This window comes from Brevundimonas sp. EU05-FHT14B07 (assembly GCF_058790795.1).
Map to the genome: position 1 here is coordinate 154,565 of NZ_JBYTCZ010000003.1, position 26,985 is coordinate 181,549.

Consider the following 26,985-nt stretch of genomic DNA (forward strand, 5'->3'; position numbering starts at 1 on the left):
TCGATCAGCTGACGGCGGCGTCGCCCCAGATCGCTCGCAGGCGTTCGGGGCGGCGGCATCCGATCCGGTAGGCCTGATAGCTGGCGGCGTGGCGTTTGGCGTAGTTCTGGTGTTCCTCGCCCGCGGGCCAGAACCGCTGGGCGCCGACAACCGGCGTGGTGAAGCTCTTTCTCAACACCCGCATCGCCGCATCGCGCGAGGCGACGGCGTCCGCGCGTTGGCCCGCTGTCGCAAAGACGGCGGATCGATAGGACGGCCCCTGGTCGCAGAACTGACCGTTAGGATCCGTCGGGTCGATGGTGCGCCAATAGCGATCGACCAGGGTGCGATAGCTGACCACGCGCGGATCGAAGGTGACCTGCACCGCCTCCATATGGCCAGTGCCGCCGCGCACCACCTGTTCATAGGTCGGGTTTGCGGTATGGCCGCCGACGAAGCCCGATACGGCCGAGCGCACCCCCAGCACGTCGTCGAAGGCCTTCTCCTCCGACCAGAAGCAGCCGCCGGCGAAGATCGCGGTCTGAAACGCCGTCTGCGCCTCGGCCCGACGGGCCAAGGGCGCGCCGATCGCCAGCGCAGCGACGGTCAAGGATGCAACGGCGGCGAGGGCGGTCGTGCGAAGGGACATGGTCTCATCTCCTGTTGCATTGACTACGACGGCGACGCGCAAACGGTTTCACCGAGAACGACTTGACCGGAACAAAACGCCAACATAGAACATTAGCAGAACATATTGGATGTCTCGGAGCCAAGGTCATGCCGCGTTTGATGAGGGATATGCTGTCGCTGGCGTCGTGCGGCGGTTTCGTATGGATGGTCTGGACCGTGGCGATCAGCGTCACCGCCTGAGATCAGACGAATTAGACACTTTAGACGGTGTTTTTTCGAGAACCGTCTGAAGCCAGCGATCCACAGCCGATCCGTGGGGCGACCGGTTTGCGATGGCCGCACGCCACCCGATATGAGACTCAGGATAGAGTAGGGCTCTTCAGCGGGCCAGGGTCGAAGAAGGCGTGAACGAGCCGGTGAACAGTCAGGGTTTTGTCCATCTGCGGGTCCGCTCGGCCTATTCGCTGCTGGAAGGCGCGATCAAGGCGGCCAAGGTCGGCAAGCTGGCGGCCGACGCCGGAATGCCGGCGGTCGGGGTGGCGGACCGGGCCAATTTGTTCGGCGCGCTGGAGTTCAGCCAGACGGCGAAGGATGCGGGCGTTCAACCGATCGTGGCCTGCGCCCTGCCGGTCTTCGGGATCGGCGGCCAGATCAATGCCCGCTGGGCCAAGGTGCCGACCGTGGTTCTGCTGGCCCAGGATACAGCCGGGTGGCTGAACCTGTGCGCCCTGTCGTCATCCGCCTATCTGGACGCCGGAGAAATGGCCGAGCCGGGCGTGGCTTGGGAACAGGTCGTCGCCCGCTCCGAAGGCCTGATCTTGCTGTCCGGTGGCCCGGACGGCCCGGTCGATCCGCTGTTCGCCCAAGGCAAGAAGGCCGAAGGCGCCGCCGCCCTGTCGGCGATGAAGGCGGCGTTCGGCGACCGCTTCTACGTCGAGCTGCAACGCCACGGGCTGGAGGACGAAAAGCGCGCCGAGCCGGGGCTGGTCGAATGGGCCTATGCCAACGACGTGCCGCTGGTCGCCACCAACGATGTCTATTACGCCAAGGCGGGGCAGGCGAAATCGCACGACGCCCTGCTGTGCATCGCCGACGGCGCCTTCACCGGCCAGGAGGATCGCCGCCGCATCACCGGCGAACACTGGTTCAAGCCCGCAGCCGTCATGCGCGAGCTGTTCGCCGACCTGCCCGAGGCTTGCGACAACACCATCGACATCGCGCGCCGCTGCGCCTTCCTGGTCAATACTCACGCGCCCATCCTGCCGCGTTTCGACACCGGGGCCGGGCGCTCCGAGGCCGATGAACTGGCCCACCAGGCGCGCGAGGGGCTGAAAGTCCGCCTGACCGAGGTCACGCCGGCCGTTCCTGAAGAGGAATACTGGACCCGCCTGGAATGGGAGGTCGGGATCATCCAGCAGATGGGCTTCCCCGGCTACTTCCTCATCGTGTCGGACTTCATCAAATGGGCCAAGACCCACGGCATTCCGGTGGGGCCGGGGCGGGGCTCCGGCGCCGGGTCGCTGGTCGCTTGGTCCCTGACCATTACCGATCTGGATCCCTTGCGGTTCGGCCTGCTGTTCGAGCGATTCCTGAACCCCGAACGGGTCTCCATGCCCGACTTCGACATCGACTTCTGCCAGGAGCGGCGGGAAGAGGTGATCGACTATGTGCAGGACCGCTACGGCAAGGACCGGGTGGCCCAGATCATCACCTTCGGCACCTTGCAGGCGCGCGCCGTGCTGCGCGACGTGGGCCGTGTGCTGCAGATGCCGCTGGGTCAGGTCGACCGGCTCTGCAAGATGGTGCCGAACAACCCGGCCGCGCCCGTCACGCTGGCCCAGGCCATCGACATCGAGCCGCGCCTGAGGGAGGCGCGTGACGCCGAGCCGGCGGTGAAGACCCTGCTGGAAACCGCGCTGGAGTTGGAGGGGCTTTACCGCAACGCCTCGACCCACGCCGCCGGCATCGTCATCGGCGACCGGCCGCTGACGGAACTGGTGCCGCTGTATCAGGATCCGCGCTCCACCATTCCGGCGTCCCAGTTCAACATGAAATGGGTCGAGCCGGCGGGTCTGGTGAAATTCGACTTCCTGGGCCTGAAGACGCTGACGGTGCTGGATCGGGCGCGCGGCTATCTCGAACGGCGCGGCGCAGCCAAGGACTGGAACAGCCTGCCGCTGGATGACGCGCGCACCTATGAGCTGATGGCCTCTGGCCAGACGGTCGGGGTGTTCCAGCTGGAATCCCAGGGCATGCGCGACACCCTGCGCAAGATGCGCTGCGGCTCCATCGAAGAGATCACCGCCCTGATTTCGCTTTATCGGCCGGGGCCGATGGAGATGATCGACACCTATATCGACCGTAAGTTCGGGCGCGCGGAGGTCGATTATCTGCACCCCAGCCTGAAAGAGGTGCTGACCGAGACCTACGGCGTCATCATCTACCAGGAACAGGTGATGAAGATCGCCCAGATCCTGGCGGGCTACAGCCTGGGCGAGGCCGACCTGCTGCGCCGGGCGATGGGTAAGAAGAAGAAGGAGGAGATGGATTTCCAGCGCCTTCGCTTCGTCAAGGGCGCCGCCGAGAAGGCCGTGCCGGAATCGCAGTCCGGCTCCATCTTCGACCTGGTCGCCAAATTCGCCGGATACGGCTTCAACAAGTCTCACGCCGCCGCCTATGCTCTTATCTCGTTCCAGACGGGGTGGCTGAAAGCCAATCAGCCGGTCGAGTTCTTCGCGGCGTCCATGAGCCTGGACTTGTCGAACACCGACAAGCTGGCGGTCTTCTATCAGGACGCCAAACGGTTCGACGTGCCGGTCCTGGCGCCCGACATCAATCGCTCGTCGGCCGACTTCGACGTGGCTTGGGACGACGACAAGGGGGCGGTGCTCTACGCCCTGGGCGCGATCCGAAACGTGGGTCTCGAGGCGATGAAACACGTCATCGAGGTGCGCGAGACGGGCGGCCGCTTCGCCGACATCTTCGACTTCCTTGAGCGCATCGATCCGCGCAGCGTCAACAAGCGCGCGCTGGAAGGTCTGGCCAAGGCCGGCGCCTTCGACAGCATCCACCCCAACCGGCGTCAGTTGCTGGAACAGGCCGATGTTCTGATGGCCTATTGCCAGAGCGTGGCGGCCGAACGCGCCTCGTCTCAGGTGTCATTGTTCGGTGGCGACCAGGCCCATGCCGCGCGCCCGCGTCTGAAGAGCGTCGAGCCCTGGGTCGGTCCGGAGCGGCTGGATCACGAACTGTCGGCGGTCGGCTTCTATCTGTCGGGCCACCCGCTGGACGAGATGACCTCAGCCCTGAAGCGCAAGCGCGTCACCTTCGTCGCCGAAGCCATTCCGCTGGCTGAGTCCGGCCACGAAGCATTCCAGATGGCCGGCGTCGTGCGCCGCAAGCAGGAGCGGGCCAGCGCGCGGACGGGCGAGAAGTTCGCCTTCGTGACCTTCTCGGATCCGACCGGCGAATTCGAATGCCTGTTCCCGCCCGAACAACTGCGCAAATGCCGCGAGGTGCTGGAGCCCGGCGCCTCAGTGATGGTGCGGGTGCGCGCCAAGTCGTCGGAGGGAGAGGTGCGCTTCTTCGGCGACGACGCCTCGCAAATGGATAATCTGCTGGACGACGCCAACATCGGCCTTCGCATCCATGTCTCGGCCCGCAGTGCGGACGCTGAGGCCTTGAAGGCGCGGCTGGAACGCGCGCGATCGGGCGCGATCGGCAAGGGCGGGGAGGTGTCGCTGATGATCGCGGGCCTCGATCAAGGACGCGAGGTCGAGGTCAAGATTCCCGGTCGCTACCGCCTCGACGGTGCCTTGCGCGGCGCGTTGAAGTCAGCGCCGGGCGTCGTCATGCTGGAGGACGCCTAAGCCCCCTCGGATATGGTCAAGCTTTTGATTTTTCGGAACCTCACGGACGCGTGATGGGTTTGGTCAGTCCATAGGGAGACTGTTCCAATGAAATATCTCGCCATCGCCAGCGTCGCCTCGCTGGCCCTGCTCGCCGCCTGCAACCAGGGTGGCGACAGCGCCGCCCAGAACACCGGCGAAGCGGTAAACGCCACCCAGGACGCCACGTCCGGCGTCGTCGGCCAGACCTCGGCCATGACCATGGGCGCCAACACCGTCGACGGTTTCGTCACTGGTTTGGGCGCCGGCAACATGTACGAGCTGGAAGCCGCCAAGATCGCCGCCGCCAAGTCCAAGAATGCGGACGTGAAGGCCCTGGCCGCCATGATCACCAAGGATCACACCGCAGCCGGCGAGAAGCTGGCCGCCGCTCAGGCGACCGCCGCGCCCAACGTCGCCATCCCCACGACGTTGGACGAACGCCGCAAGGGCCTGATCGACAATCTGAACGCCGCGACGCCTGACGACTTCGACAAGGTCTATCTGGACCAACAAGTCGCCGCCCACAACGAGACGCTGACGCTGCTGAACGGCTTTGCCGACAACACCGAAGCGCCCGCCTTGGCCACCCTGGCGCGCGAGCTTGTGACGCCCGTCACTGCACACCGCGACCGTGCCCGGACCCTGCTGGACGCGATAAGGTAAAAGCAGCCGTTGCATTGCTGACCAAAGGCGGTCCCGAAAGGGGCCGCCTTTTCCGCATTTGCAGGGCTGCGCTTGCTATTGCGGCCCATCCGGCCTACATGGCCCCCGCATTTCGCAACGCGGGAGAGGCGCGCTTCGGGGAGACATCCCGATCCGCACCATTCCGAGGGTCTTCAGACCTTTAATCCCCCGCGCCACGTTTGATCGGAAAAAGGACTGAACGATCATGGCTCTGCCTGAATTCTCGATGCGCACCCTGCTTGAAGCAGGCGCCCACTTCGGCCACCAGACGCACCGCTGGAACCCGAAGATGGACCGCTACATCTTCGGCTCGCGCTCGAACATCCACATCATCGACCTGTCGCAGACGATGCCGCTGTTCCACCAGGCTCTGGTGGCCGTGCGTGAAGTCGCCGCAAAGGGCGGTCGCGTTCTGTTCGTCGGCACCAAGCGCCAGGCCGCAGAGCCGGTCGCCGAAGCCGCCAAGCGCTGCGCCCAGTACTACATGAACAACCGTTGGCTCGGCGGCACGCTGACCAACTGGCGCACCGTGTCGGGCTCGATCGCTCGTCTGCGTGAGCTGGAAGGCATTCTGGAAAACGGCGGCGAAGGCCGCGTCAAGAAAGAGCTGCTGAACCTGCAGCGCGAGAAGGACAAGCTCGAGCTGTCGCTGGGCGGCATCAAGGACATGGGTTCGATCCCGGACATCATGTTCGTGATCGACACCAATAAGGAAGCGATCGCGATCCAGGAAGCCCGCAAGCTGAACATCCCGATCATCGCCATCCTGGACACCAACTCGGATCCGGACGGCATCACCTATCCGGTCCCCGGCAACGACGACGCCGCCCGCGCCATCCAGACCTACTGCGACCTGATCGCCGACGCCGTCCTGGACGGTCTGGCCGCCGGCGCTTCGGCCTCGGGCATTGACCTGGGCGCTTCGGAAGCTCCGGTCGAGCCGATGCTGCGTGAAGCCTCGGCCCCCAAGGCTGAAGCCGAAGCCGCGCCGGCCGGCACGGAAGGCGCCGCCGCCGAACTGGAAGCCGCTGCTGAGCCGGCTGCCGAAACCGAGAAGGCCGAGGGCTGATCGCCCGCCGGGCGGCGTTCGCGTTCTTGAGCGCCGCCTGACGAACTGACACACGGCCGGGCTAAATCAGTCCGGCCGTTCCCACATACGAAATCCCCCAAGGAGAAGAACATGGCCGAGATCACTGCCGCCCTCGTGAAGGAGCTTCGCGAGCGTTCGGGCGTCGGCATGATGGACTGCAAGAAGGCGCTGGTCGAAAACGACGGCAACATCGAAGCAGCGATCGACTGGCTGCGCGCCAAGGGCCTGTCGAAGGCCGCCAAGAAGGCCGACCGCGTCGCCGCTGAAGGTCTGGTCGCCGTCGCGTCGAAGGAAGACGGCAAGGGCGAAGTCGCCGCCGCCATCGAGTTCAACGCCGAAACCGACTTCGTCGCCCGTAACGAGCTGTTCCAGAACGCCGCCAAGTCGTTCGCCCAATTGGGTCTGGAGCACCACTCGGTCGAGGCCCTGCACGGTGCCGAACTGGAAGCCGGCAAGACGGTCCAGGACGAAGTGACCAACATGATCGCCACCATCGGCGAGAACATGCAACTGCGCCGCGCCGCCCGCCTGTCGGTGTCGGAAGGCGTCGTTTCGACCTACGTCCACAACGCGGTTTCGCCGGGCGTCGGCCGTATCGGCGTGCTGGTCGCGCTGGAAGGCGAGGGCGACAAGACCGCGCTTCGCGAACTGGGCCGCAAGATCGCCATGCACGTCGCCGCCACCGCGCCGCTGTCGCTGAACACCGACGACCTGGACCCCGCCGCCATCGAGAAAGAACGCACCGTTCTGACTGAAAAGGCCAAGGAAGAAGGTCGCCCGGAAGCCATGATCGCCAAGATCGTGGAAGGTCAGATCAACAAGTTCCAGAAGGACGTGGTGCTGTCCAAGCAGCCGTTCGTCATGGATCCGGACGTGACCATCGAACAACTGGTCGCCAACTCGGCCAAGGAACTGGGCTCTTCCAACCTGCACCTGGCCGGCTTCGTCCGCCTGGCGCTGGGTGAAGGCGTCGAGAAGGTCGAAGGCCCCGACTTCGCGTCGGAAGTCGCTTCCATGATGGGCGGCAACTAAAAACATTCCCCTCATTCGTGAGGGTTTTGTATCAGAAGGGCGCGTTCGGCTTTGATGGCCGGCGCGCCTTTCGTCTATAAGAAGCCGCCTGATTCAATGGCGCCGCAGTCAAACGGACCTTCCCGCATGCCCGACGCCCCCTCGACCTTCCGCTACAAACGCGTCCTGCTGAAGGTGTCGGGCGAGGTGCTGATGGGCGACCAGTCGTTCGGCGTCGATATGAAGACGGTCGATGCGGTGGCCAAGGCCGTCGCGGACGTCGCGGCCGAGGGCGTCGAAATCTGTCTGGTCATCGGCGGCGGCAACATCTTCCGCGGCCTGTCCAAGGCGGCGGCCGGTATGGAGCGCGCCCAGGCCGACTATATGGGCATGCTGGCGACGATCATGAACGCCCTGGCCATGCAGTCGGCGCTGGAGAAGATCGGCGTCTCGACCCGCGTGCAGAGCGCCATTCCGATGGCGGCCATCGCCGAACCCTACATCCGCCGTCGCGCCTTACGTCATCTGGAAAAGGGCCGGGTCGTGATCTTCGCCGCCGGCGTGGGCGCACCGTTCTTCACCACGGACTCGGGCGCGGCGCTACGTGCGGCGGAAATGGGCTGCGACGCGCTGCTGAAGGGCACCAGCGTAGACGGGGTCTATACCGCCGACCCGAAGAAGGATCCCGACGCGACGCGGTATGAGACGCTGTCCTATCAGGATGTGCTGGCCAAGGATCTGCGCGTCATGGACGCCTCGGCCATCGCCATGATGCGCGACACGGGCATACCGATCGTGGTCTTCTCCATTCGGGAAGACAATTCGCTGCGCCGGACCCTGACCGGCGAAGGCACGTTCACGGTCATTCAGGACGTCGCCTGAACGTTCGCCTGACCAGGAAAGACAAGAGAGACCAAGACCATGGCAAAGCCTGACCTCAAGACCTATCGCGACCGCATGGATCGCTCCGTCGCCGCACTGAAGGAAGAGTTCAGCGGTCTGCGCACCGGCCGCGCCAACGCCGGTCTACTGGAGCCCGTGCGGGTCGAAGCCTATGGCTCGGCCTCGCCCCTGACCGCAGTCGCCGCCATCAGCGTGCCCGAGCCGCGCATGATCAGCGTCAGCGTTTGGGACAAGGGCATGGTGGTCGCCGTCGAAAAGGCGATCCGCAACGCCAATCTGGGCCTGAACCCGATCGTGGACGGCCAGACCCTGCGCATTCCGGTGCCGCCTCTGACCGAGGAACGCCGCAAGGACCTGGTCAAGCTGGCCGGCAAATACGCCGAGCAGCAGAAGATCTCGGTTCGCAACGTCCGCCGCGACGCCAACGACGACCTGAAGAAGGCCGAGAAGGCCGGCGAGATCAGCCAGGACGAGCAAAAGAAGATGGAGACCGAGGTCCAAAAGGACACCGACGCGGCCATCAAGCGCATCGACGAGACCTTGAAGACCAAGGAACAAGAGATCATGCAGGTCTGAGGCGAAACGGCTGGGTCCGGAAGGGATCGCACGACAGATGACGGCAGACCGCGCCGCGCCTTCAGGCCAAAGCCCAGATAAGCAGGGTCAGGACGGCCCGCGCCACGTCGCCATCATCATGGACGGCAATGGACGCTGGGCGAAGGCGCGCGGTCTGCCGCGCGCCCTTGGCCACCGCGAAGGCGTCCAGGCGCTGAAGCGTACGATCCAGGCGGCGCCGGATCTGGGCATCGATTGCCTGACGGTGTTCGGCTTCTCCACCGAAAACTGGAGCCGGCCCGAGGACGAGGTATCGGATCTGATGGGGCTGGTGCGGTCCTACGTCGCCAGCGATCTGGCCCGGCTGACCAAGGCCGGCGTCCGGCTGAAGATCCTGGGGCGACGCGAAGGTCTGCCAGCCGACATCGCCGCCATCATCGAACGGGCCGAGGCCCAGACCGCCCATAACGATCGATTCCTGTTGCAGGTCGCCTTCAACTACGGCGGTCGTGCGGATTTGGTGGACGCGGCGCGTCGCCATATGGAGCGGGTGCTGGCGGGCGAGACGGTCGAGCCTTTCAACGAGGCGATCCTGACCTCGGGCCTGGCCACGGCGGGCTCGCCGCCGCTTGATCTGATCGTGCGCACGTCGGGCGAGCAGCGACTGTCGAACTTCCTGTTATGGGAGGCCGCCTACGCCGAGCTCGTTTTTCAGGACATTCTGTGGCCCGACTATGGCCCCAAGGCGCTGGCTGAGGCGATCTCGGCCTTTGGTCAGCGCGATCGCCGTTTCGGCGGACGCGTGATCGCGCCTGAGCGCGCGACAGCCTGATGGCGGTCAAGGGTCGGGATATCGCCCTCAGGGCTGCGTCCGCCGTCGTGCTGGCGCCCGCCGCCGTCGCTGCGACGTGGGGCGGCGGCGTGTGGTTCCTGGCGCTGATGATCGTCGCCAGCGTCGTCCTGGCGTTCGAATGGGCGGCGATGAGTGCGCCCCATGCGCGCCGCGTCATGGGCGGAGCGGTCAGCTTCGGCGTCGTGGCGGCGGTGATCAGCGCCCATTTCGGCGCCATGTCCGTCGCCTTCATCATGCTGGTGTTCGGCGCGGTCGCGGCCGGGGTCTATGCCCGTAGTCGAGGGCAGGAGGCGCTGGATGCCGCCTATGGCGTGCTCTATCTCGGCTGGCCTTCGGTCCTGCTGATTTGGCTGCGCGACGTCGACAGTTTGATCGGGCTGCACTGGACCGTGCTGGTCTTCGCCGTCGCCTGGTCGGCCGACATCGTGGCCTACCTGGCAGGATCCACCTTTGGCGGACCCAAGCTGTGGCCGCGCTTCTCGCCGAACAAGACCTGGTCCGGGTTCATCGGCGGTGTTGCCGCCGGCGCGGTTGCGGGCGCCGTCATGACGGCCTGGGTCAATATGGGCGCCTTGAGCGTCGTCTGGGGAGCGGTGCTGGGCTTTGCGGGGGCTTTGGCAACCATGGCGGGCGATCTGTGGGAATCGGCGCTGAAGCGACGGTTCGGGGTCAAGGATGCGGGCAACACCATTCCCGGCCACGGCGGCCTGCTGGACCGCGTCGATGGCCTGATGTTCGCGGTCGTGGTCGTGGCGGCTGGCCGGTTGATCGTGCTGATGCTGGAGCGTGGGGCGTGATCCGGCGCCGCGTCACTGTGCTTGGCGCGACCGGATCGGTCGGCGCCTCCACGCTGGACCTGATGGCTCAAGCCGAGGCGACGGGCACAGGCGCGTTCGAGGTCGAAGCCCTGACCGGCGGCGCCAACATCGCCAAACTGGCCGAGCAGGCCAGGCGCTGGCGGCCCAAGCTGGCCGTGACCGCCGATCCGGCGCGTTTGAACGAACTGCGTGACGCCTTGTCCGGCACGGACGTCGCTGTCGCCGCTGGCGAAGCCGCCATCGTCGAGGCGGCGACGCGACCTGCCGACTGGATCATGGCGTCCATCGTCGGAGCGGCGGGTCTGAAGTCCGCCTGGGCGGCGGCGGGAACGGGCGCGACCCTGGCCCTGGCCAACAAGGAAAGCCTGGTCTGCTGCGGCCCCGCCCTGATCGAACGGGTCAGTCGGGCAGGGGGGCGCTTGATCCCCGTCGATTCCGAGCACTCCGCCATCTTCCAGGTGTTTCCGGCCGAAGCGCCTGAGCGGGTGGCCAAGCTGATCCTGACCGCATCGGGCGGGCCTTTTCGCAATACGCCGCGCGAGCAGATGGTCGCCATCACGCCGGAACAGGCCGTCGCCCACCCCAACTGGAGCATGGGCGCCAAGATTTCAGTCGATAGCGCCACCATGGCCAACAAGGGCCTGGAGATGATCGAGGCGGCTTATCTGTTCGATATGCCCCAGGATCGGATCGACGTCGTGGTGCATCCCGAATCGATCATCCACAGCCTTGTGGAATATGTGGATGGTTCGACCCTGGCCCAGATGGGGCCGCCGGATATGCGCACGCCGATCGCCTGCGCCTTGGCCTGGCCGGATCGGATCGCGTGGCCGGCGCCCAAGTTGGATCTGGCTGCGCTGGGTCGGCTGACGTTCGAAGCGCCCGATCTGACGCGCTTTCCCGCCCTCGATCTGGCGCGTCAGGCCCTGAAGGCGGGCGGCGCGACGCCCGCCGTGTTCAACGCCGCCAACGAGGTCGCCGCCTTCGCCTTCCTTGACCGCAAGCTGGCGTTTCTCAATATTGCCGCAGTCGTCGCCGAAACCCTTGAGCGTGCGACGAAAGCGGGGATGGCTTTCGGTTCTGGAGACGCCTGCGGCGCGGCCCTTTCGGTCGACGCCGAGACGCGTCGAATGGCCGAGAGCGTCATCGCCGGCCTTGCGAATGCGGCCTGACAGCAGGCCAGGGGAGACGATTTTCGAATGCTGGGCGTCCTGGGTCAGGTCCTGATCTCCATCGCCTCGTTCCTGCTGGTGCTGACCTTCATCGTCACCATCCACGAACTGGGTCACTTCCTTGTCGCGCGCGCCTTTGGCGTGAAGGTGGATCGGTTCGCGGTCGGCTTCGGCAAGGCCGTGGCCAGCCGCACCGATCGTCACGGCATCGAATGGCGTCTCGGTTGGCTGCCGCTGGGCGGCTATGTGAAGTTCTCGGGCGATCTGGATGCGTCCAGCGTGCCTGACCGGGCCGGATTGGATGAACTGCGCAGCCGCGTGGTCGCCGAGCGTGGACCGGGTGCCGAGCGCGATTATTTCCATTTCAAGCCGGTGTGGCAGCGCGCCCTGATCGTCGCGGCCGGGCCCATCGCGAACTTCATCCTGGCCATCACCATCTTCGCCGTCGTCTTCATGGCCGTCGGCGTGTCTCTGCGCCCCGCGCGTGTTGCTCAGGTCCAGGCGGGATCGCCAGCCGCCGCCGCCGGTTTCCAGGTCGGCGACCTGATCACCGAGGTGAACGGCAAGGCCATCAAGGACGGAAGCGCTGTCACCCGCACCGTCATGCTATCGACCGGCGATCCCGTACGTTTCACGGTCGAGCGCGCCGGGCGTCCCGTCGAACTGGTCGCGACGCCGGAACGTCGCGAGGAAAACGACCCCATCGCCGGACGCGTCAAGGTCGGCCGCATCGGCCTGGGGCTGGGCTCGTCGGCCGGCGATGTCCGCCACGTACGCTATGGCCCTGTCGAGGCTGTCGCCGAGGGAGCGCGCCAAACGGCCGACGTCATCGGCTCGACCCTGACCTACCTCGGACGCCTGGCGACGGGCCGCGAGTCGGGCGATCAGTTCAGCGGTCCGCTGGGCATGGCCAAGGCGACGGGCTCTCTGACTACGGCCGCGGTCGAGGCCAATCCAGCGCCTGGCGCCATGGCGATCAATCTGATCCTGACGCTGACAACCTTGGCCGCCATACTTTCGATCGGAATCGGCTTTCTAAATCTGCTTCCCATTCCGGTCCTCGACGGCGGGCATCTGCTTTTCTACGGCTATGAGGCTGTGGCTAAACAGCCTGTGTCGGCGCGGTTCCAGGAGATGGGCTATCGTGCAGGCCTTGCGCTTTTGGCGGGATTTATGTTGTTCGCAACGTGGAACGACCTACAGAAGCTCAATATCTTCCAATTCCTCGGCGGGCTCGTCTCGTGAGCCGACGCCAGCCCCCGACGGTTTCCCGAATGAATGACATGACCTCTCGCGCCGCCGTTCGACTGAGCGCCCGCTCCAGCCTGCTGGCTCTGGCGGTCGCCGCCGGGCTGGGCGCACCCGCGCTGGCCCAGACCGCGCCGGTGCCGACGCCTGCTGCGCCGGCTCAAACGCCCGCCCAAACCCCCGCGCCGACGGCCGCGCCTCAGGCGGCGGCGAGCGCCGCCGAACCGCGTGTCGAGATCGCTGCGCCGCAGACGATCACGATCAACCGCATCATCGTCCAGGGCGCGCAGCGGATCGACCAGACGACGGTCCTTTCCTATCTGCCGATCCGTCCTGGTGACGCGGTAGATGCCTCGGTGCTGGACGTCGCGGTGCGCACCCTGTCGCGGACGGGCCTGTTCGCCGATGTGCAACTGGGCATCCAGAACGGCGATCTGATCGTCCAGATCGTCGAGAACCCGATCATCAACCAGGTCGTGTTCGAGGGGAACAAGGCGCTGTCGAAGGACAAGCTGACCAAGGAAGTGACCCTGGCGCCGCGCGGCATCTATACCCGCGCCAAGGTTCAGGAAGACGTCGGCGCCATCGTCGAACTGTATCGCCTGCAAGGCCGCATCTCTGCGACTGTGACGCCGAAGCTGGTCCAGCTGGAACAGAACCGCGTCGATGTGATCTTCGAGATCAACGAAGGACCGCAGACCGGCATCAGCGCCATCAACGTGCTGGGCAACGAGGCGTTTTCGGATCGCGACGTGCGCGGCGTGATGGTCACCGAGAAGTCGACCTGGTGGAAGTTCTTCTCCAATAACGACAACTACGACCCCAACCGCCTGGAATATGATCAGGAGCAGTTGCGGAAGTTTTACACCAACCGCGGCTATTACGACTTCCGCGTGGTGTCCTCGGTCGCCGAGCTACAGCCGGACGATCAGGCGTTCCAGCTGACCCTGACGCTGAACGAAGGCGACAAGTACAACTTCGGTGAGATCAAGGTCGTCACCCAGAACGACCGGCTGAACGCCGACTTCCTCAAGGCCCTGGTGCCGATCCGGGAAGGCCAGCTGTACGAGAGCGACAAGATCGAGCAAGCGGTCGACGCCCTGACGTTCGCGGCAGGTTCGGCCGGCTATGCCTTCGTCGAGATCAATCCGACCTACAAGGCCAATCCCGAGACGGACACGGTCGATGTGACCTTCAACGTGTCCGAGGGCCAGCGCGTCTATATCGATCGCATCAATGTGGTCGGCAACACCCGCACGATCGACCCGGTGATCCGCCGCGAACTGCTGCTGACCGAGGGCGACGCCTTCAACCGCGCCCTGATGGAGCGCTCGCGCAACAACCTGCGCGCCCTGGGCTTCTTCAAGGACGTGACGGTCGAGGAAACGCGTGGCAGCGCGCCGGACCGCTCGATCATCAACGTCAATGTACAAGAGCAACCCACCGGCGAACTGTCCGTCGGCGCGGGCTTTAGCTCCGTCGACTCCTTCACCGTCAATCTGGGCATCTCGGAGCGGAACTTCCGTGGGCGCGGCCAGAACGTGGTCGCCCGTCTGGAGTGGGGCTCGCTGCGCCAGCAGGTCGACTTCCGCTTCACCGAGCCGAAGTTCCTCGGCCGTGACCTGCGCGCCGGCTTCGACCTGTTCCACTCGCGCTATGACCTGAGCCAGTACTCGTCATACGACTATCGCTCGACCGGCGCGGGCCTGCGTCTGTCCTATCCGCTGAACGGAAATATGCTGCTGAGCACGCGCTATTTCCTGAAGTCCGACGAGATCATCGTGCCAACGGGCTTCTGCTCGGGCGTGGGGCAGGGATCTTCGGCGCTGTGTGACCAGATCGGCAGCTTCATCAACTCGTCGGCGGGCTACACGCTTCAGGTCAACTACACCAACGATCCGATCCGTCCGACACGCGGCTGGGCCGGTTCGCTGCGTCAGGACCTCGCGGGTTTGGGCGGCGACGTGAACTATGTGAAGACCGAGGCTGATGCGAGCTGGTACTATGGCATCACGCCAGCCTGGGTCGTCAGCGTTCAGGGTTCGACCGGCTACGTCAGCGGCTGGAACGGTGACCCGATCCGCATCAACGACCGCTTCTTCAAGGGCGGCAACAGCTTCCGCGGCTTCGAGACAGCCGGTATGGGGCCGCGCGATCTGAATACGACCGATGCCCTGGGCGGCAACTTCTACGCCATCGGCACGGTCGAGCTCACCGTGCCGAACTATCTGCCCGAGCAATACGGCATCAAGACCTCGCTGTTCGCCGATGTCGGTACGCTGGGGGTGCTGGATGACCGCTACAAGCTGACGTCCACCGGAACGGTGAACACCAATATTGCCGATGAGCTGTCGCTGCGCGCATCGGCTGGCGTCAGCATCCACTGGAAGTCGCCAATGGGTCCGATCCGCTTCGACATCTCCAAGGTCCTTTCCAAGGAAGATTACGACAAGACGGAATCCTTCCGCTTCTCGACCTCCACTCAGTTCTAATCGCGGCTTTTTCGACCGCACGAGGAAACACCATGAAAGCTCTGATCATCGCGGCGACCGCCGCTGCTTCGCTCATCGCCACCGCCGCTTCGGCGCAACAGGCCGGCGCGCCGGCCAACCCCGGCCCGGTGATCCCCGGCGTCTGCGTCTATTACAACGCGCGTCTGCTGGCCCAGTCGTCGGCCGGTCAGGCCGTCGAAGCCCGCATGCAACAGTTGGCTCAGGAAGTTCAGGGCGAATTGCAGCCTTACGCCACTTCCATCCAGTCGGACGCTCAGCAACTGCAAGCCTCGGGCTCGAGCCTGCCGGCCGACCAACTGCAACAGCGCCGTCAGGCCCTGCAGCAGCGCGCGCAAGAGGCCCAACAGCTGGAAGCCACGCGTGAAAACGAGCTGCGCTACACCCTGGGTATGCAACGCCAGGCCATCACCGAGGCCGTCTCGCCGATCCTGACCGCCCTGTATCAGGAGAAGGGCTGCGGCCTGCTGCTGGACCGCGAGAGCGTCTTCATGATGAATCCGGCCATGGATGTCACTGACCTGGCGATCCAGCGCCTGAACACGGCCCTGCCGACCCTGAGCTTTAACCGTATGGCCGTGCCGGCTCAGACGCAGGCTCAACCGGCCGCCGCCAACTAAGTCGTCGATGCCCGATCCCCGCTTTTTCGAAACCCTGTCGCCCCTCAGCGTCGCCGATTTGGCGGCGCAGATCGGGGGCGAGGTCGAGCGGGGCGGGGATCGCATGATCGCCTACGTCGCGCCCTTGTCCTCTGCGGACGGGGGCGCGATCGCGTTCTTAGGCGACCGCAAGTTCGCCGCCGCGCTGGCGACGACACAGGCCGGCTGCGTCATCGTGCCGGCTGAGGCCAAGGACGCCGCGCCGTCGTCCGCCGCTGTCATCATCTCGCGCACGCCTCAAGCCGCCTGGGCCAAGGCGTCGTTGGCGCTGCATCGGCCCATACTTCTGGACAAAGCGATAACCCGCGACGAGGCGGGCGAGGACGACAGCTTCTTGGTCGAACCGGGCGCGATCCTGGGGCAGGGCGTCCGCATCGGTCGAGGGTCCCGCATTGGCGCCAACAGCGTCATCGCGCCCGGCGTGCAAATCGGCCGTGATTGTGTGATCGGCGCCAACGTCAGCGTGGCCTTCGCGCTGATCGGCGACCGGGTGAAGCTGTATGCCGGCGCCCGGATCGGCGAAGCGGGCTTCGGCGCCACGGGGACAGCGGCGGGGGTCATGGATATTCCCCAACTCGGTCGCGTCATCCTTCAGGACGGCGTGACGGTGGGCGCCAACTCGTGCATCGACCGTGGCGCCTATGACGACACGGTCATCGGCGAGAACACCAAGATCGATAATCTGGTGATGGTCGGCCACAACTGCGTCATCGGCCGCAACTGCTTGCTGGTCGCCAATACCGGCATCTCGGGCTCGGTGACCGTGGGCGACAATGTCATCTTCGGCGGCAAGGCGGGGATCGGAGACCACATCACGATCGGCGAGGGTGCGCGCGTCGCGGCCGGAGCCGGTGTGCTGGCCGATGTTCCCGCTGGCGAGACCTGGTCTGGTTATCCGGCGCGTCCGATCCGACAGTTCTTGCGCGAGACGGTCTGGCTCGCCAAACAGGCCTCATCAAAGAAGGCTCCAAAGGAATCATAGGGATGAGCGACACGACTGCCGTCGAAGGCAAGATCGATTACGCCGAGGTGATGCGGCGGCTGCCGCACCGTTATCCCTTCCTGCTGGTGGACAAGGCCGAAGACTTCGTGCCTGCTACGTCGATCGTCGGCATCAAGAACGTCACCCACAACGAGCCCTTCTTCCCGGGGCATTTCCCGATCGATCCGGTCATGCCCGGCGTGCTGATCGTCGAGGCCATGGCCCAGACCGGCGCACTGTTGATGTCCAAGACGCTGGATGTCGCCGTGGCCGACAAAGTCATCATGTTCATGTCGATCGACGGGGTTCGTTTTAGAAAGCCCGCGCGGCCAGGCGACCAACTGCGCATGGAGGTCAAGGTGATCCGCGCGCGGGGCGACGCCTACAAGTTCCGGGGCGAGACCTTCATCGACGGCAAGCTGGCGGCCGAAGCCGAGTTCATGGCCATGGTCGTGACTGTGCCCACTCCAGCGCCTGGGCCGGCGGCCTAATGACCGTTCATCCTACCGCTGTGATCGACGCGACGGCGACATTGGGCGAGGGTGTGGAGGTCGGCCCCTGGTGCACGGTAGGACCGAATGTGGTGCTGGGCGACCGTGTGCGCCTGGTCAGCCATGTCGTGGTCCAGCAGGACACGACGGTGGGGGGCGGGACGGTCATCCATCCGTTCGCCGTCATCGGCGGCGACCCGCAGCACAATGGTTACAAGGGTGAGACGGTTCGGCTGGAGATCGGCGAGAACAACCTGATCCGCGAGCACTGCACCTTCAATCGAGGCACGCCGCAGGGGACGGGCGTGACGGTCGTGGGGTCGAACAACCTGTTCATGACCGGCGCCCATGTCGGTCACGACTGCGTCGTCGGCGACAATGTCGTCATGGCCAACAACGCGACTTTGGGCGGTCATGCTCAGGTCGGGGACAAGGTGTTCCTAGGTGGGCTGTGCGCGGTGCACCAGAATGGTCGCGTCGGGCAAGGCGCGATCATTGGGGGCTTAGCGGCGGTGACGCGCGACGTCATCCCCTATGGCTCGGCCTGGGGCAATCATGCGCGGCTACGTGGGCTGAACTTGATCGGGTTGAAGCGCAAGGGATACGGCAAGGATCAGGTGCGGCGTCTGCTTGCGGCCTATCGTGATCTGTTCGAGGGCGAGGGCGAGTTCGCCGGTCGGATCGATGGCGTGGCGGAACGCTATGCCGACCTGCCCGAGATCGTGGAGATCATCGCCTTCATCCGTGACGGCGGGCGTCGTCCGCTGTGCCTGCCGAACGCGGAATGAGCGCGGCTGAAAAGCTGGGTCTGATCGCAGGCGGCGGCGATCTGCCGGCGGCCGTAGCGGCGCGTTGCGACGCGCTGGGACGGCCGGTTTTCGTGATCCGTCTGGCGGGGTTTGCTGACGAGCATCTGGCGCGCTGGCCCGGCGCCGAGTTCGGCATGGCTCAGATCGGCGCGATCCTGAAGGCGTTGAAGGCCGAGCGCTGCACGACCGTGTGTCTGGCGGGCATCGTCAATCGGCCGGATTTCAAGACGTTGAAACCTGACTTCAAGGGGGCGACCCTGTTGCCGGGCATCGTCGCCGCCGCCTCAAAGGGCGATGACGCCCTGCTACGCAAAATCCTGTCAGTGTTCGAGGCCGAAGGCTTCGCCGTCGAAGGCGCCGACGACATTCTGGGCGGCGACACGCTTGGCGAAGGCGCGCTGGGCGCCTTCTCGCCGACCGAGGAGCAGCTAGCCGATCTAAAGAAGGCGCTGCATGTCGCCGAAAAATCAGGCGAACTCGATATCGGGCAGGGCGCCGTCGTCTGTGACGGCCTGGTCCTTGCGGTTGAGGCGCAGGAAGGTACGGACGCGATGCTGACCCGCGTCGCCAATCTGCCCGCCGACTTGCGTGGAGCGGTTGATAACCCCAGGGGCGCGCTCGGCAAGGCGCCCAAGCCCATTCAGGATCTGCGCGTCGATATGCCCGTGATCGGGCCGCGCACGGTCGAAATGGCGGCGGCGGCGGGTCTGGCGGGCATCGGCGGGGTGGCCGGACGTTTGATCCTGATTGATCGCGCGGCCATCGTCGAGACGGCGAACCGTCTGGGCCTGTTCGTCTGGGGCGAGGATCGGTGAGCCGTCCGCTAAAGATCATGTTGGTGTCGGCGGAGGCTTCTGGCGATGCGCTGGGCGCCGGTCTGGCCAGGGCGTTGAAGGTGCGGTTAGGCGACGGTGTGGCCTTTGTCGGCGTCGGCGGACCCAAGATGGCGGCCGAAGGCGTGGTTAGCCCGTTCGACATCGCCGAACTCTCGATCCTGGGCTGGATCGAGGGTTTGCGCGCCTATGGCAAGGTCAAGCGGCGCGTCGAGCAGACGGCGGCGCTGGCCGAGCGGGAAAAGCCCGACGCCGTGGTGCTGATTGACAGTTGGGGCTTCACCATCCGTGTGGCCAAGGCGATCCGGGCCGCGCGGCCGGACCTGCCGCTGATCAAATACGTCGGGCCTCAGGTCTGGGCCTCGCGGCCGGGCCGGGCCAAAACCTTGGCAGGCGCCGTCGACCATCTTCTTGCCCTCTATGGCTTTGATGCGCCCTGGTTCGAGCGCGAGGGCCTGCCTACGACCGTGGTCGGTTCGTCAGCGCTTCATGTGAATGTGGATGCTGCGGACGGCACAGCGTTCCGCGCGCGTCATGGGATCGCCGCCGATACGCAGCTCCTCCTGGTGCTGCCTGGCAGCCGGCCCAGTGAGATTACCCGAATGGCCCCCGTCTATGAGGCGACGGTCAGAAAACTGAAGACCACGAATCCTGGTCTGGAAGTCGCCGTGGTCGCCGCGGGGACGGTAGCTCACGATGTTGCAGGCCGCGTCGCCGCCTGGCCATTCCGCGTTCACCTGGTCGACGAAGCCGAAAAGTATGACGCCATGCGCGCCGCGACTGTCGCCCTGGCCACCAGCGGCACCGTGTCGACCGAGCTCGCGCTTGCGGGCGCGCCGATGGTCATCGCCTACAAGATCGACGGGCTCAGCTATCAGCTGATGAAGCGGTTCGTGACCGCCAAACATATCACCCTGTTCAATGTCGCGGCTGACGACCGGATCGCACCCGAGTTTATCCAGCACGAGGCGACCCCGACCATCCTGACGGCGGCGGTCGGTCGGCTGCTGGCCGACCCGGCCCTGGCGGCCGAACAGGCGCGTCGCCAGACGGCGGCATTGGACCTGATGGGGCGCGGAGGTCCGGACCCGTCCGAACTGGCTGCCGACGCCGTGCTCAGGGTCATTTCCGCCAAATCGGCGAACTGACGATGGCGCGGGCGCTCAGTCCGCGACGTGCGGCTGAGGTCCGTGCCGCGCTGCAGATGGCGGTGGGCGCGATGGCCGCGCTCTACCTCGCGACCTGGCTGAACCTGCCGCACCCTTACTGGAGCGTGATTTCCGCCATCGTCGTCATCTAGGCGAGCGTCGGCGGCGGCGTCCTCACAGTTGCGCGTGACCGGGCCATCGGCACGGCGACCGGAGCGCTGGCAGGGGCGGTCTTCGCCTTCCTTCGCCCGCCGGGCTTGGAAAGCATGGCCCTGAGCATCGCCGTCTCGGCGGGGCTGCTGGCCTTCTTTGCAACCGGGCGGCCATGGCTGAAGGTCGCGCCCGTGACGGCGACCATCGTCATCGCCGGCGGGACGGGTGCGGAAGGGCCGGCGTCCCTGGCGCTGGATCGGGTGATGGAAATCCTGGTCGGCAGCGGCGTCGGGGTTCTCGCGATCCTGGCCCTGTTTCCGCGCCATGCCAGGCAGTCCTTCAAGCTTCAGGCGCGCGAGGCGGCAGGCGAGGCGGCGGTACTGTTGGCTTTGGTCGCAAAGCCCTCTTCACAGGATGCGTCCGAGATTTCGCGCCGTCATGCCGATCTGAAGCGGCGGCTGGATGCGTTGGGTCAGGCCGCCAAGAACGTCATCGATCTGCCCGGCCCGCAACGCGAGACGGCGGATCGAGCCGCGCTTGTGCGCGCGTTCTGGCGCGTGCGCAGCGACATCGTCATCCTGGGGCGCGGTTTCCAGGCTGAGGGCGCGGGCGCACGGCTGGATCCCTGGTCGCAGGACGCGGAGCGGGCGGTGGAGCAACTCAAGGCTCTGTCTCAGGGCAAGGCCGCCCAGCCCATGGGCGCGATCGACCAAAGCCTGGCCCTGTCCATGGCCGTCGAGAGCGACGACGTGGCTCTGGGGGCTGCTGCGATCGGCGTGGCCCATATGCACCGGGATCTGGACGACTTGGCTGCCCGGTTTGCGGATCTGAAGCTGGTCTGACGACAAAGAAAAACGCCGGGGATGTCTCCCCGGCGTTCTGCATTCTAGTCTTCGTCTCAGCCGCGCTGTTCGATCGGCACGTAATCGCGCTGGGTCGGGCCCGTGTAGAGCTGACGCGGGCGACCGATCTTCTGCGACGGATCGGCCATCATTTCCTGCCACTGCGAGATCCAGCCCACGGTGCGGGCCAGGGCGAACAGGACGGTGAACATCGTGGTCGGGAAGCCCATCGCCGACAGGGTGATGCCCGAATAGAAGTCGACGTTCGGGAACAGCTTGCGTGAGGTGAAGTATTCGTCCGACAGGGCGACCTTCTCCAGCTCCTTGGCGACCAGGAACAGCGGGTCGTTCTCTCGGCCCGTGGCGGCCAGCACTTCATAGGCCGACTGTTGCATGACCTTCGCGCGCGGGTCGTAGTTCTTGTACACGCGGTGGCCGAAGCCCATCAGCTTGTACTTGCGGTCCTTCACGCCCTGGATGAACTCCGGGATCTTGTCCGGGGTGCCGATTTCCTTGAGCATCGTCAGCGCCTCTTCGTTGGCGCCGCCGTGCGACGGGCCCCACAGGCAGGCGATGCCGGCGGCGATACAGGCGAACGGATTGGCGCCCGACGAACCGGCCAGACGCACGGTCGAGGTCGAGGCGTTCTGTTCGTGGTCGGCGTGCAGGGTGAAGATGCGGTCCATGGCGCGAACCAGGGCCGGATCGACATGATAGTCCTCGGCCGGAACGGCGAAGCACATGCGCAGGAAGTTTTCGGCGTAGGACAGGTCGTTGCGCGGCGACACGAACGGCTGGCCGATGTGGTATTTATAGGCGCGGGCCGCGATCGTGGGCATCTTGGCGATCAGGCGAATGGCCGAAATGTCGCGCTGGATCGGATCGTGGATGTCCAGGCTGTCGTGATAGAAGGCCGACAGGGCGCCGACGGTGCCGACCATGATGGCCATCGGGTGGGCGTCGCGGCGGAAGCCTTCGAAAAAGCGATCGAACTGGCTGTGCAGCATCGTGTGGGTGGTGATGCTGTTTTCGAACTTCTCGTACTGGGCGGCGGTCGGCAGTTCGCCGTGCAGCAGCAGGTGGCAGACCTCGACGAAGTTCGACTTCGACGCCAGCTGGTCGATCGGATAGCCGCGGTGCAGCAGCACGCCAGCGTCGCCGTCGATATAGGTCAGGGCCGATTCACAGGCCGCCGTCGAGGTGAAGCCGGGATCGAAGGTGAAGGCGCCCGTTCCCGCATAGAGTTTGCGGATGTCGATGACGTCCGGGCCGGTGGAGCCCGAAAGGACCGGCAACTCGATCGTCTTGTCCTCGAAGGACAGGGTCGCCGAGCCGGCGGGTTTGGCTTGTTCAGTCATGAATGCCCCTTTGCATCACACGTCCAGGCGCGGGGAGGCGTCGGCCGCTTTTTGGTTTGTGGGTGATCACTTAGTCTGTTGCAGCGCATCATCCAAGCGCCCGAGACTTTCGTCGCGCCCAAGAGCCGACAAAGTTCGTGCAATATCAGGTGATGTTGACCCTGCGGTAAGCGCTGCGCGCATCGGCGGGCCGATTTTTCCGAACCCAACGCCCTCGGATTCCGCAAAGGCCTTGAGCTCGGCTTCCAGCGCAAAAACATCCCAGGATTGGAACAGGGACAGCCGTTCGCGCAGACGGGTGAGGCGCTCCAAGGTTTCACCCGACAATAGCGCCTTCGCCTTGTCGTCCAGCGTCAGCGGGCGAGATTTCAGTACGAAAGCGGTTTGGTCGGCCAGATCGAGGATTGTCTTGGCGCGATCCTTGACGAAAGGCATGGCGCGCTGAAGCCGGGCTTCGTCCGCCTCTGCGAGGGCGTGGCCCTTCTGCAGGTGCGCATCCAGCGTCAGCTTGGCGAGCCGCTCGTCGTCGGCGAGGCGCAGCCAGTGCGAATTGACATGGGCCAGCTTGTCGAAGTCCAGGCGGGCCGGCGCCTTGCCGATGCCGGCGAGGTCGAACCATTCGATGGCCTGGGCGTCGCTGAACAGTTCGTCGTCGCCGTGCGACCAGCCCAGGCGGGCCAGATAGTTGCGCATGGCCTCGGGCAAGTAGCCCATCTCGGCGTATTCATGCACCGCCTGTGCGCCGTGACGCTTCGACAGCTTGGCGCCGTCCGGTCCGTGGATCAGGGGGATGTGGGCGAAGGTCGGACGCGTCCAGCCCAGCGCATCGTAGATCAGGCTCTGACGCGCGGCGTTGTTCAGATGGTCGTCGCCGCGAATGACGTGGGTCACCCCCATGTCGTGGTCGTCCACAACGACGGCGAGATTATAGGTCGGCGCGCCGTCCGAACGCAGCAGCACCAGATCGTCCAGGTCCTCGGTCGACCAGCTCACGTCGCCCTGGACCTCATCGGCCACCATGACCGTCGTCGCCTTTGGCCGGCGGAAGCGCACGACGTGCGGCAGGGCCAGGTCGTCCACGGTCGGCTCGCGTTCGCGCCAGGGCGATTCGAAAGTGCGCTTCTCCGCCTTGGCCTCATCGCGCAGACGACCGGTTTCCTCGGCCGAGTTGAAGTCGCGGTAGGCGTGGCCGGTTTCGAGCAGTTGATCGACCACCTCGCGGTGGCGGTCGGCTCGGCTGAATTGAAACACCGGCTCGTCGTCGGCGAACAGCTCCAGCCAGCTCAGGCCGTCAAAAATGGCCTTCACCGCCTCATCGGTCGAGCGTTCGCGGTCGGTATCCTCAACGCGGATCAGGAAACGCCCAGCGTGTCTCTTGGCGTACAGCCAGTTGAACAAAGCGGTTCTCGCCCCGCCGATATGCAGATAGCCTGTCGGCGAGGGGGCGAAGCGGGTGACGACAGTCGAGGAAGGTGAGGTCATGGGGGAGGGGTCCGTAAGCGAGGCCCTTATACGCCCCGATGCGGCAAAACCTACCCCCGCCGCGCGATTGCGCGCTTGGCTGGACGCCGAGGTCGCCGCCCAGACCCTGAGATGGCGGCTATGGGCGCCGGTCGCATTCGGCGCGGGCGGCGGCATCTATTTCGCGCTGCGAGCCGAGCCGGTCTTGTGGCCCTTGTTGCTGGGCGCCGCCTTGGCCTTTGGGCTGTGGGTCGTGGCGCGCCGGCGCGGCGGGTCGCGGCGCCTGACCTGGCTGCTCTTGATTCTGGCCTGCGTTACAGGCGGGCTGGCGGCGGCCAAGGTGCGCACCGAAGCCGTCGCTGCGCCGATCGCGCCCGCCCTGAGCGAACCGACCGTGATCGAAGCCTGGGTCGTCGATGTCGACAGCCCGGGTCAGCGAGGCGCGCGGGTCGTGATCGCGCCGGTCTGGATTCGCGGACTGACGCCCGAACAGACGCCGGTGCGCCTGCGGGCGACGGTGCGGGGCGACCCGCCGCGGCCCGGCGAAGCGATCCGCCTGTTCGGCATTCTGAATCCGCCGCCTGCGCCGGCCAGCCCTGGCGCCTACGATTTCGGGCGCAACGCCTTCTTTCAGGGGATGGGAGGCGTTGCGTTCGCCTTGGGCGACACGCGTACGGCCGAGCTTGCCCCGCCGCCGTGGCGACTTCGACTTGAAATGGTGGTGAACGCCGCGCGCTTCGCATTGGCCGAGCGGATCGTGGCAAGGCTCGGCCAACGGACCGGCGGGATCGCCGCCGCCATGACGACCAGCCACGAAAGCTGGATCAGTCAGGAGGACATGGATGTGATGCGCGATTCCGGCCTGGCGCACATCCTGTCGGTGTCAGGGCTGCATATGGCGATCGTCGGCGGTTTCGTCTTCTTCGCCGTGCGGCTGGGCGTGGCGGCCTGGCCCTGGTTGGCCTTGCGGGTTCACGGCAAGAAGGTCGCGGCCTTGGCGGGCCTGACGGCGGTCGGGGTCTATCTGGTGGTGTCGGGCGCGCCGCCCCCGGCCGAGCGGGCCGCCACCACCGCCTCCATCGCCTTTCTGGCCATCCTGCTGGATCGACAGGCGGTGACCATGCATGGCCTGGCTGTGGCGGCCTTCATCGTTTTGGCCATACAGCCTGAAGCCATCGTCACGCCGGGTTTCCAGATGTCGTTCGCGGCGACTGCGGCCTTGGTCGCCCTGGTCGAGGCTTGGCCGAAGCGCCCGCGCGAAATATCCGCGCCTTGGCCGATCCTGGCAGTCCAACGGCTGGGCGGGTGGCTGACGGCGGCTGTGGCGGCCAGCGTCGTCGCAGGATTGGCGACGGGACCGTTCGCTATGCAGCATTTCAACCGCACCGCCATGTACGGACTGCTCGCCAATCTCGGCACGTCGCCCGTGGCGGACTTCATCCTGATGCCGGCGCTTGCCTTGGGCGCAGCGCTTGAGCCTTTGGGGCTGGGGGGACCGTTCCTGGCGGTCGCGGGATGGGGCGTCGATCTGATGCTGGCGATCGGCGCCTGGACGGCGGGGTTGCCTGGGGCGGTCAGAACGGTCGCCAGCGCGCCGAACTATGTCCTGCCGATCGCCTTTCTGGGCGTGCTGTTTGTCTGTCTGTGGCAGGGCCGCCTGCGATGGATGGGACTGCCCTTCGCAGCCGCCGTCCTGATCTGGCCGCGTGCGCCGACGCCGAACCTCTGGATTGGCGATGGCGGAACAAACGCCGCCTTTCACCGTGACTGGGCGGCCGTCGTCATACGGCCTGGCGTGCGTGAATTTGCGGTGGATCTCTGGTCGCGACGACGAGGGCTGATCATGACGGACCGGTCGGAGACGGGCTGGGTCTGCGACCGCTTTTCCTGTCGACCGGGCACCGAAGAGGCGGTGCCCGTGGCGATCTGGTGGGGGCGGAAGTCGCCGAGCTCAGATCAGATGGAGACTTTATGCCGCGCAGCGCCCGTCGTCAGCGTCCGCGCTGTCGTCACCTCAATTCCAAGCGCCTGTCAGGATCGCCTTGTCCTGGACGGGGTGGATTTTGCGCGAGGCGGGGCAGTAGAGTTGTGGCGCGTCCGTTCGGGCGAGCCGAATCGATGGCGCGCGGTGTGGACGGCCGACGTTCGCGGCGACCGCCCCTGGGCGCGTCAGTCCGATCCGGACGTCAGTGATAGCGGCGCATAAGGCCGACCAGCTTGCCTTGGACCGCGACCTGATCCGAGCCGTAGATCTTGGTCTCGTAGTTGCGGTTGGCGGGTTCCAGCGCGATCGAGGCCCCCTTCTTGCGAAGGCGCTTCAGCGTCGCCTGCTCGCCTTCCACCAGAGCCACCACGATTTCTCCGGAGGCGGCGTTGTCGGTCGATTTGATCACCACCATGTCGCCGTTCAGGATGCCCGCCTCGATCATGGAGTCGCCCTCGATCTCCAACAGATAGTGCTCGCCCGAACCCAGCATGGATTCCGGGACCGGATAGCGCGCCGTTTCATGCTCGATTGCGTCGATCGGCGTGCCGGCGGCGATCTTGCCCATCAGCGGCAGTTCGCGGGTGTCGTTGGCCGCCATCGGGGCCGCAGGTCGGACACCCCCGCCGCCCTCGATGACGTCGGGCTTGAACCCGGCGCGACCGCGCGGCGCGCCGGCCGTCGCCTGTTCGGGCAGCTTCGTGACTTCCAACGCGCGGGCGCGGTGAGCGAGACGGCGGATGAAACCGCGTTCCTCCAGCGCTGTGATCAGCCGGTGAATGCCAGACTTGGAGGCCAGATCGAGCGCCTCCTTCATCTCGTCGAACGAAGGGGAGACGCCGGTCTCCTGGATGCGTTCGTGGATGAACATCAGCAGTTCGTGCTGTTTGCGCGTGAGCATCGCCAGGCCCTCATGCGCCCG

Annotated in this window: 23 protein-coding genes and 1 pseudogene; 20 read left to right on the forward strand and 4 right to left on the reverse strand. The window is 65.7% G+C overall.

The annotated features are described in order from the left end of the window. Positions 1 to 4 precede the first annotated feature (4 nt). Positions 5 to 628, reverse strand: coding sequence for a peptide-methionine (S)-S-oxide reductase MsrA (msrA, locus tag AC3WRC_RS08635; RefSeq protein ID WP_284877572.1), 624 nt, complete (start codon positions 626 to 628; stop codon positions 5 to 7). A 385-nt stretch (positions 629 to 1,013) separates the two neighbouring features. Here msrA and dnaE point away from each other — a divergent pair, with 385 nt between their 5' ends. From dnaE to AC3WRC_RS08730, 19 genes and pseudogenes are all read left to right on the forward strand, one after another. Further along, positions 1,014 to 4,478 (forward strand): DNA polymerase III subunit alpha, encoded by a 3,465-nt coding sequence (gene dnaE / locus AC3WRC_RS08640; RefSeq protein ID WP_492303572.1) that lies wholly within the window; start codon positions 1,014 to 1,016, stop codon positions 4,476 to 4,478. 87 nt (positions 4,479 to 4,565) lie between these two features. After that, positions 4,566 to 5,162, forward strand: a complete 597-nt coding sequence (locus AC3WRC_RS08645; RefSeq protein WP_492303573.1) for a DUF4142 domain-containing protein — start codon at positions 4,566 to 4,568, stop codon at positions 5,160 to 5,162. Positions 5,163 to 5,388: 226 nt separating this feature from the next. Continuing rightward, positions 5,389 to 6,252: a 30S ribosomal protein S2 gene (rpsB, locus tag AC3WRC_RS08650; protein WP_017503967.1), complete on the forward strand. Its 864-nt coding sequence runs from the start codon at positions 5,389 to 5,391 to the stop codon at positions 6,250 to 6,252. 111 nt (positions 6,253 to 6,363) lie between these two features. Then, entirely contained in the window at positions 6,364 to 7,305 is a 942-nt protein-coding gene (gene tsf / locus AC3WRC_RS08655; protein ID WP_055753506.1) for a translation elongation factor Ts, read from the forward strand. 126 nt (positions 7,306 to 7,431) lie between these two features. Next, on the forward strand, positions 7,432 to 8,166 hold the full coding sequence (pyrH, locus tag AC3WRC_RS08660; RefSeq protein ID WP_045811327.1) for a UMP kinase: 735 nt from the start codon (positions 7,432 to 7,434) through the stop codon (positions 8,164 to 8,166). A gap of 39 nt (positions 8,167 to 8,205) precedes the next feature. After that, positions 8,206 to 8,763, forward strand: a complete 558-nt coding sequence (frr, locus tag AC3WRC_RS08665) for a ribosome recycling factor (protein WP_055809105.1) — start codon at positions 8,206 to 8,208, stop codon at positions 8,761 to 8,763. Between the two features lie 37 nt (positions 8,764 to 8,800). After that, on the forward strand, positions 8,801 to 9,574 hold the full coding sequence (gene uppS, locus AC3WRC_RS08670) for a polyprenyl diphosphate synthase (protein ID WP_017503963.1): 774 nt from the start codon (positions 8,801 to 8,803) through the stop codon (positions 9,572 to 9,574). Beyond that, positions 9,574 to 10,392: a phosphatidate cytidylyltransferase gene (locus AC3WRC_RS08675; RefSeq protein WP_205680905.1), complete on the forward strand. Its 819-nt coding sequence runs from the start codon at positions 9,574 to 9,576 to the stop codon at positions 10,390 to 10,392. The genes uppS and AC3WRC_RS08675 overlap by 1 nt, the downstream gene beginning before the upstream one ends. Then, the gene (gene dxr / locus AC3WRC_RS08680) at positions 10,389 to 11,585 is read left to right on the forward strand and encodes a 1-deoxy-D-xylulose-5-phosphate reductoisomerase (RefSeq protein ID WP_492303574.1); all 1,197 of its coding nucleotides are present in this window, start codon (positions 10,389 to 10,391) and stop codon (positions 11,583 to 11,585) included. Before AC3WRC_RS08675 ends, dxr begins: the two co-directional genes overlap by 4 nt. A 27-nt stretch (positions 11,586 to 11,612) precedes the next feature. Further along, positions 11,613 to 12,830: a M50 family metallopeptidase gene (locus AC3WRC_RS08685; protein ID WP_112862079.1), complete on the forward strand. Its 1,218-nt coding sequence runs from the start codon at positions 11,613 to 11,615 to the stop codon at positions 12,828 to 12,830. Positions 12,831 to 12,859: 29 nt separating this feature from the next. After that, a complete protein-coding gene (gene bamA, locus AC3WRC_RS08690) occupies positions 12,860 to 15,325 on the forward strand; it encodes an outer membrane protein assembly factor BamA (RefSeq protein WP_082465010.1) in 2,466 nt (821 codons plus the stop codon). A 32-nt stretch (positions 15,326 to 15,357) separates the two neighbouring features. Next, on the forward strand, positions 15,358 to 15,963 hold the full coding sequence (locus AC3WRC_RS08695; RefSeq protein ID WP_055753512.1) for an OmpH/Skp family outer membrane protein: 606 nt from the start codon (positions 15,358 to 15,360) through the stop codon (positions 15,961 to 15,963). A gap of 7 nt (positions 15,964 to 15,970) precedes the next feature. Beyond that, entirely contained in the window at positions 15,971 to 16,984 is a 1,014-nt protein-coding gene (gene lpxD / locus AC3WRC_RS08700) for a UDP-3-O-(3-hydroxymyristoyl)glucosamine N-acyltransferase (protein ID WP_492303575.1), read from the forward strand. Then, entirely contained in the window at positions 16,981 to 17,475 is a 495-nt protein-coding gene (gene fabZ / locus AC3WRC_RS08705) for a 3-hydroxyacyl-ACP dehydratase FabZ (RefSeq protein ID WP_055753514.1), read from the forward strand. The genes lpxD and fabZ overlap by 4 nt, the downstream gene beginning before the upstream one ends. Next, positions 17,475 to 18,263 carry an acyl-ACP--UDP-N-acetylglucosamine O-acyltransferase gene (gene lpxA, locus AC3WRC_RS08710; RefSeq protein WP_492303576.1) on the forward strand — a complete coding sequence of 263 codons (789 nt, stop codon included), beginning with the start codon at positions 17,475 to 17,477 and terminating at the stop codon, positions 18,261 to 18,263. The genes fabZ and lpxA overlap by 1 nt, the downstream gene beginning before the upstream one ends. Continuing rightward, positions 18,260 to 19,099, forward strand: a complete 840-nt coding sequence (gene lpxI, locus AC3WRC_RS08715) for a UDP-2,3-diacylglucosamine diphosphatase (RefSeq protein WP_492303577.1) — start codon at positions 18,260 to 18,262, stop codon at positions 19,097 to 19,099. The genes lpxA and lpxI overlap by 4 nt, the downstream gene beginning before the upstream one ends. Continuing rightward, the gene (lpxB, locus tag AC3WRC_RS08720) at positions 19,096 to 20,265 is read left to right on the forward strand and encodes a lipid-A-disaccharide synthase (protein WP_492303578.1); all 1,170 of its coding nucleotides are present in this window, start codon (positions 19,096 to 19,098) and stop codon (positions 20,263 to 20,265) included. The genes lpxI and lpxB overlap by 4 nt, the downstream gene beginning before the upstream one ends. A gap of 2 nt (positions 20,266 to 20,267) precedes the next feature. After that, a complete protein-coding gene (locus tag AC3WRC_RS08725) occupies positions 20,268 to 20,417 on the forward strand; it encodes a hypothetical protein (RefSeq protein ID WP_492303579.1) in 150 nt (49 codons plus the stop codon). 24 nt (positions 20,418 to 20,441) lie between these two features. Beyond that, positions 20,442 to 21,260, forward strand: a pseudogene (locus AC3WRC_RS08730) (FUSC family protein); the annotation flags it as partial. 56 nt (positions 21,261 to 21,316) lie between these two features. Here the strand turns inward: AC3WRC_RS08730 and gltA are convergent. Together gltA and gltX are read right to left on the reverse strand one after the other, a co-directional pair. Then, complete coding sequence (gene gltA, locus AC3WRC_RS08735) at positions 21,317 to 22,618, reverse strand: citrate synthase (protein ID WP_045811199.1); 1,302 nt, start codon at positions 22,616 to 22,618, stop codon at positions 21,317 to 21,319. A gap of 66 nt (positions 22,619 to 22,684) precedes the next feature. Continuing rightward, complete coding sequence (gltX, locus tag AC3WRC_RS08740; RefSeq protein ID WP_492303580.1) at positions 22,685 to 24,100, reverse strand: glutamate--tRNA ligase; 1,416 nt, start codon at positions 24,098 to 24,100, stop codon at positions 22,685 to 22,687. 67 nt (positions 24,101 to 24,167) lie between these two features. Between gltX and AC3WRC_RS08745 the strand changes: the two genes are divergently transcribed. Beyond that, positions 24,168 to 26,285 carry a ComEC/Rec2 family competence protein gene (locus AC3WRC_RS08745; protein WP_492303581.1) on the forward strand — a complete coding sequence of 706 codons (2,118 nt, stop codon included), beginning with the start codon at positions 24,168 to 24,170 and terminating at the stop codon, positions 26,283 to 26,285. Here the strand turns inward: AC3WRC_RS08745 and lexA are convergent. Next, positions 26,266 to 26,964 carry a transcriptional repressor LexA gene (gene lexA / locus AC3WRC_RS08750; RefSeq protein ID WP_039247444.1) on the reverse strand — a complete coding sequence of 233 codons (699 nt, stop codon included), beginning with the start codon at positions 26,962 to 26,964 and terminating at the stop codon, positions 26,266 to 26,268. The genes AC3WRC_RS08745 and lexA overlap by 20 nt on opposite strands. Positions 26,965 to 26,985 lie beyond the last annotated feature (21 nt).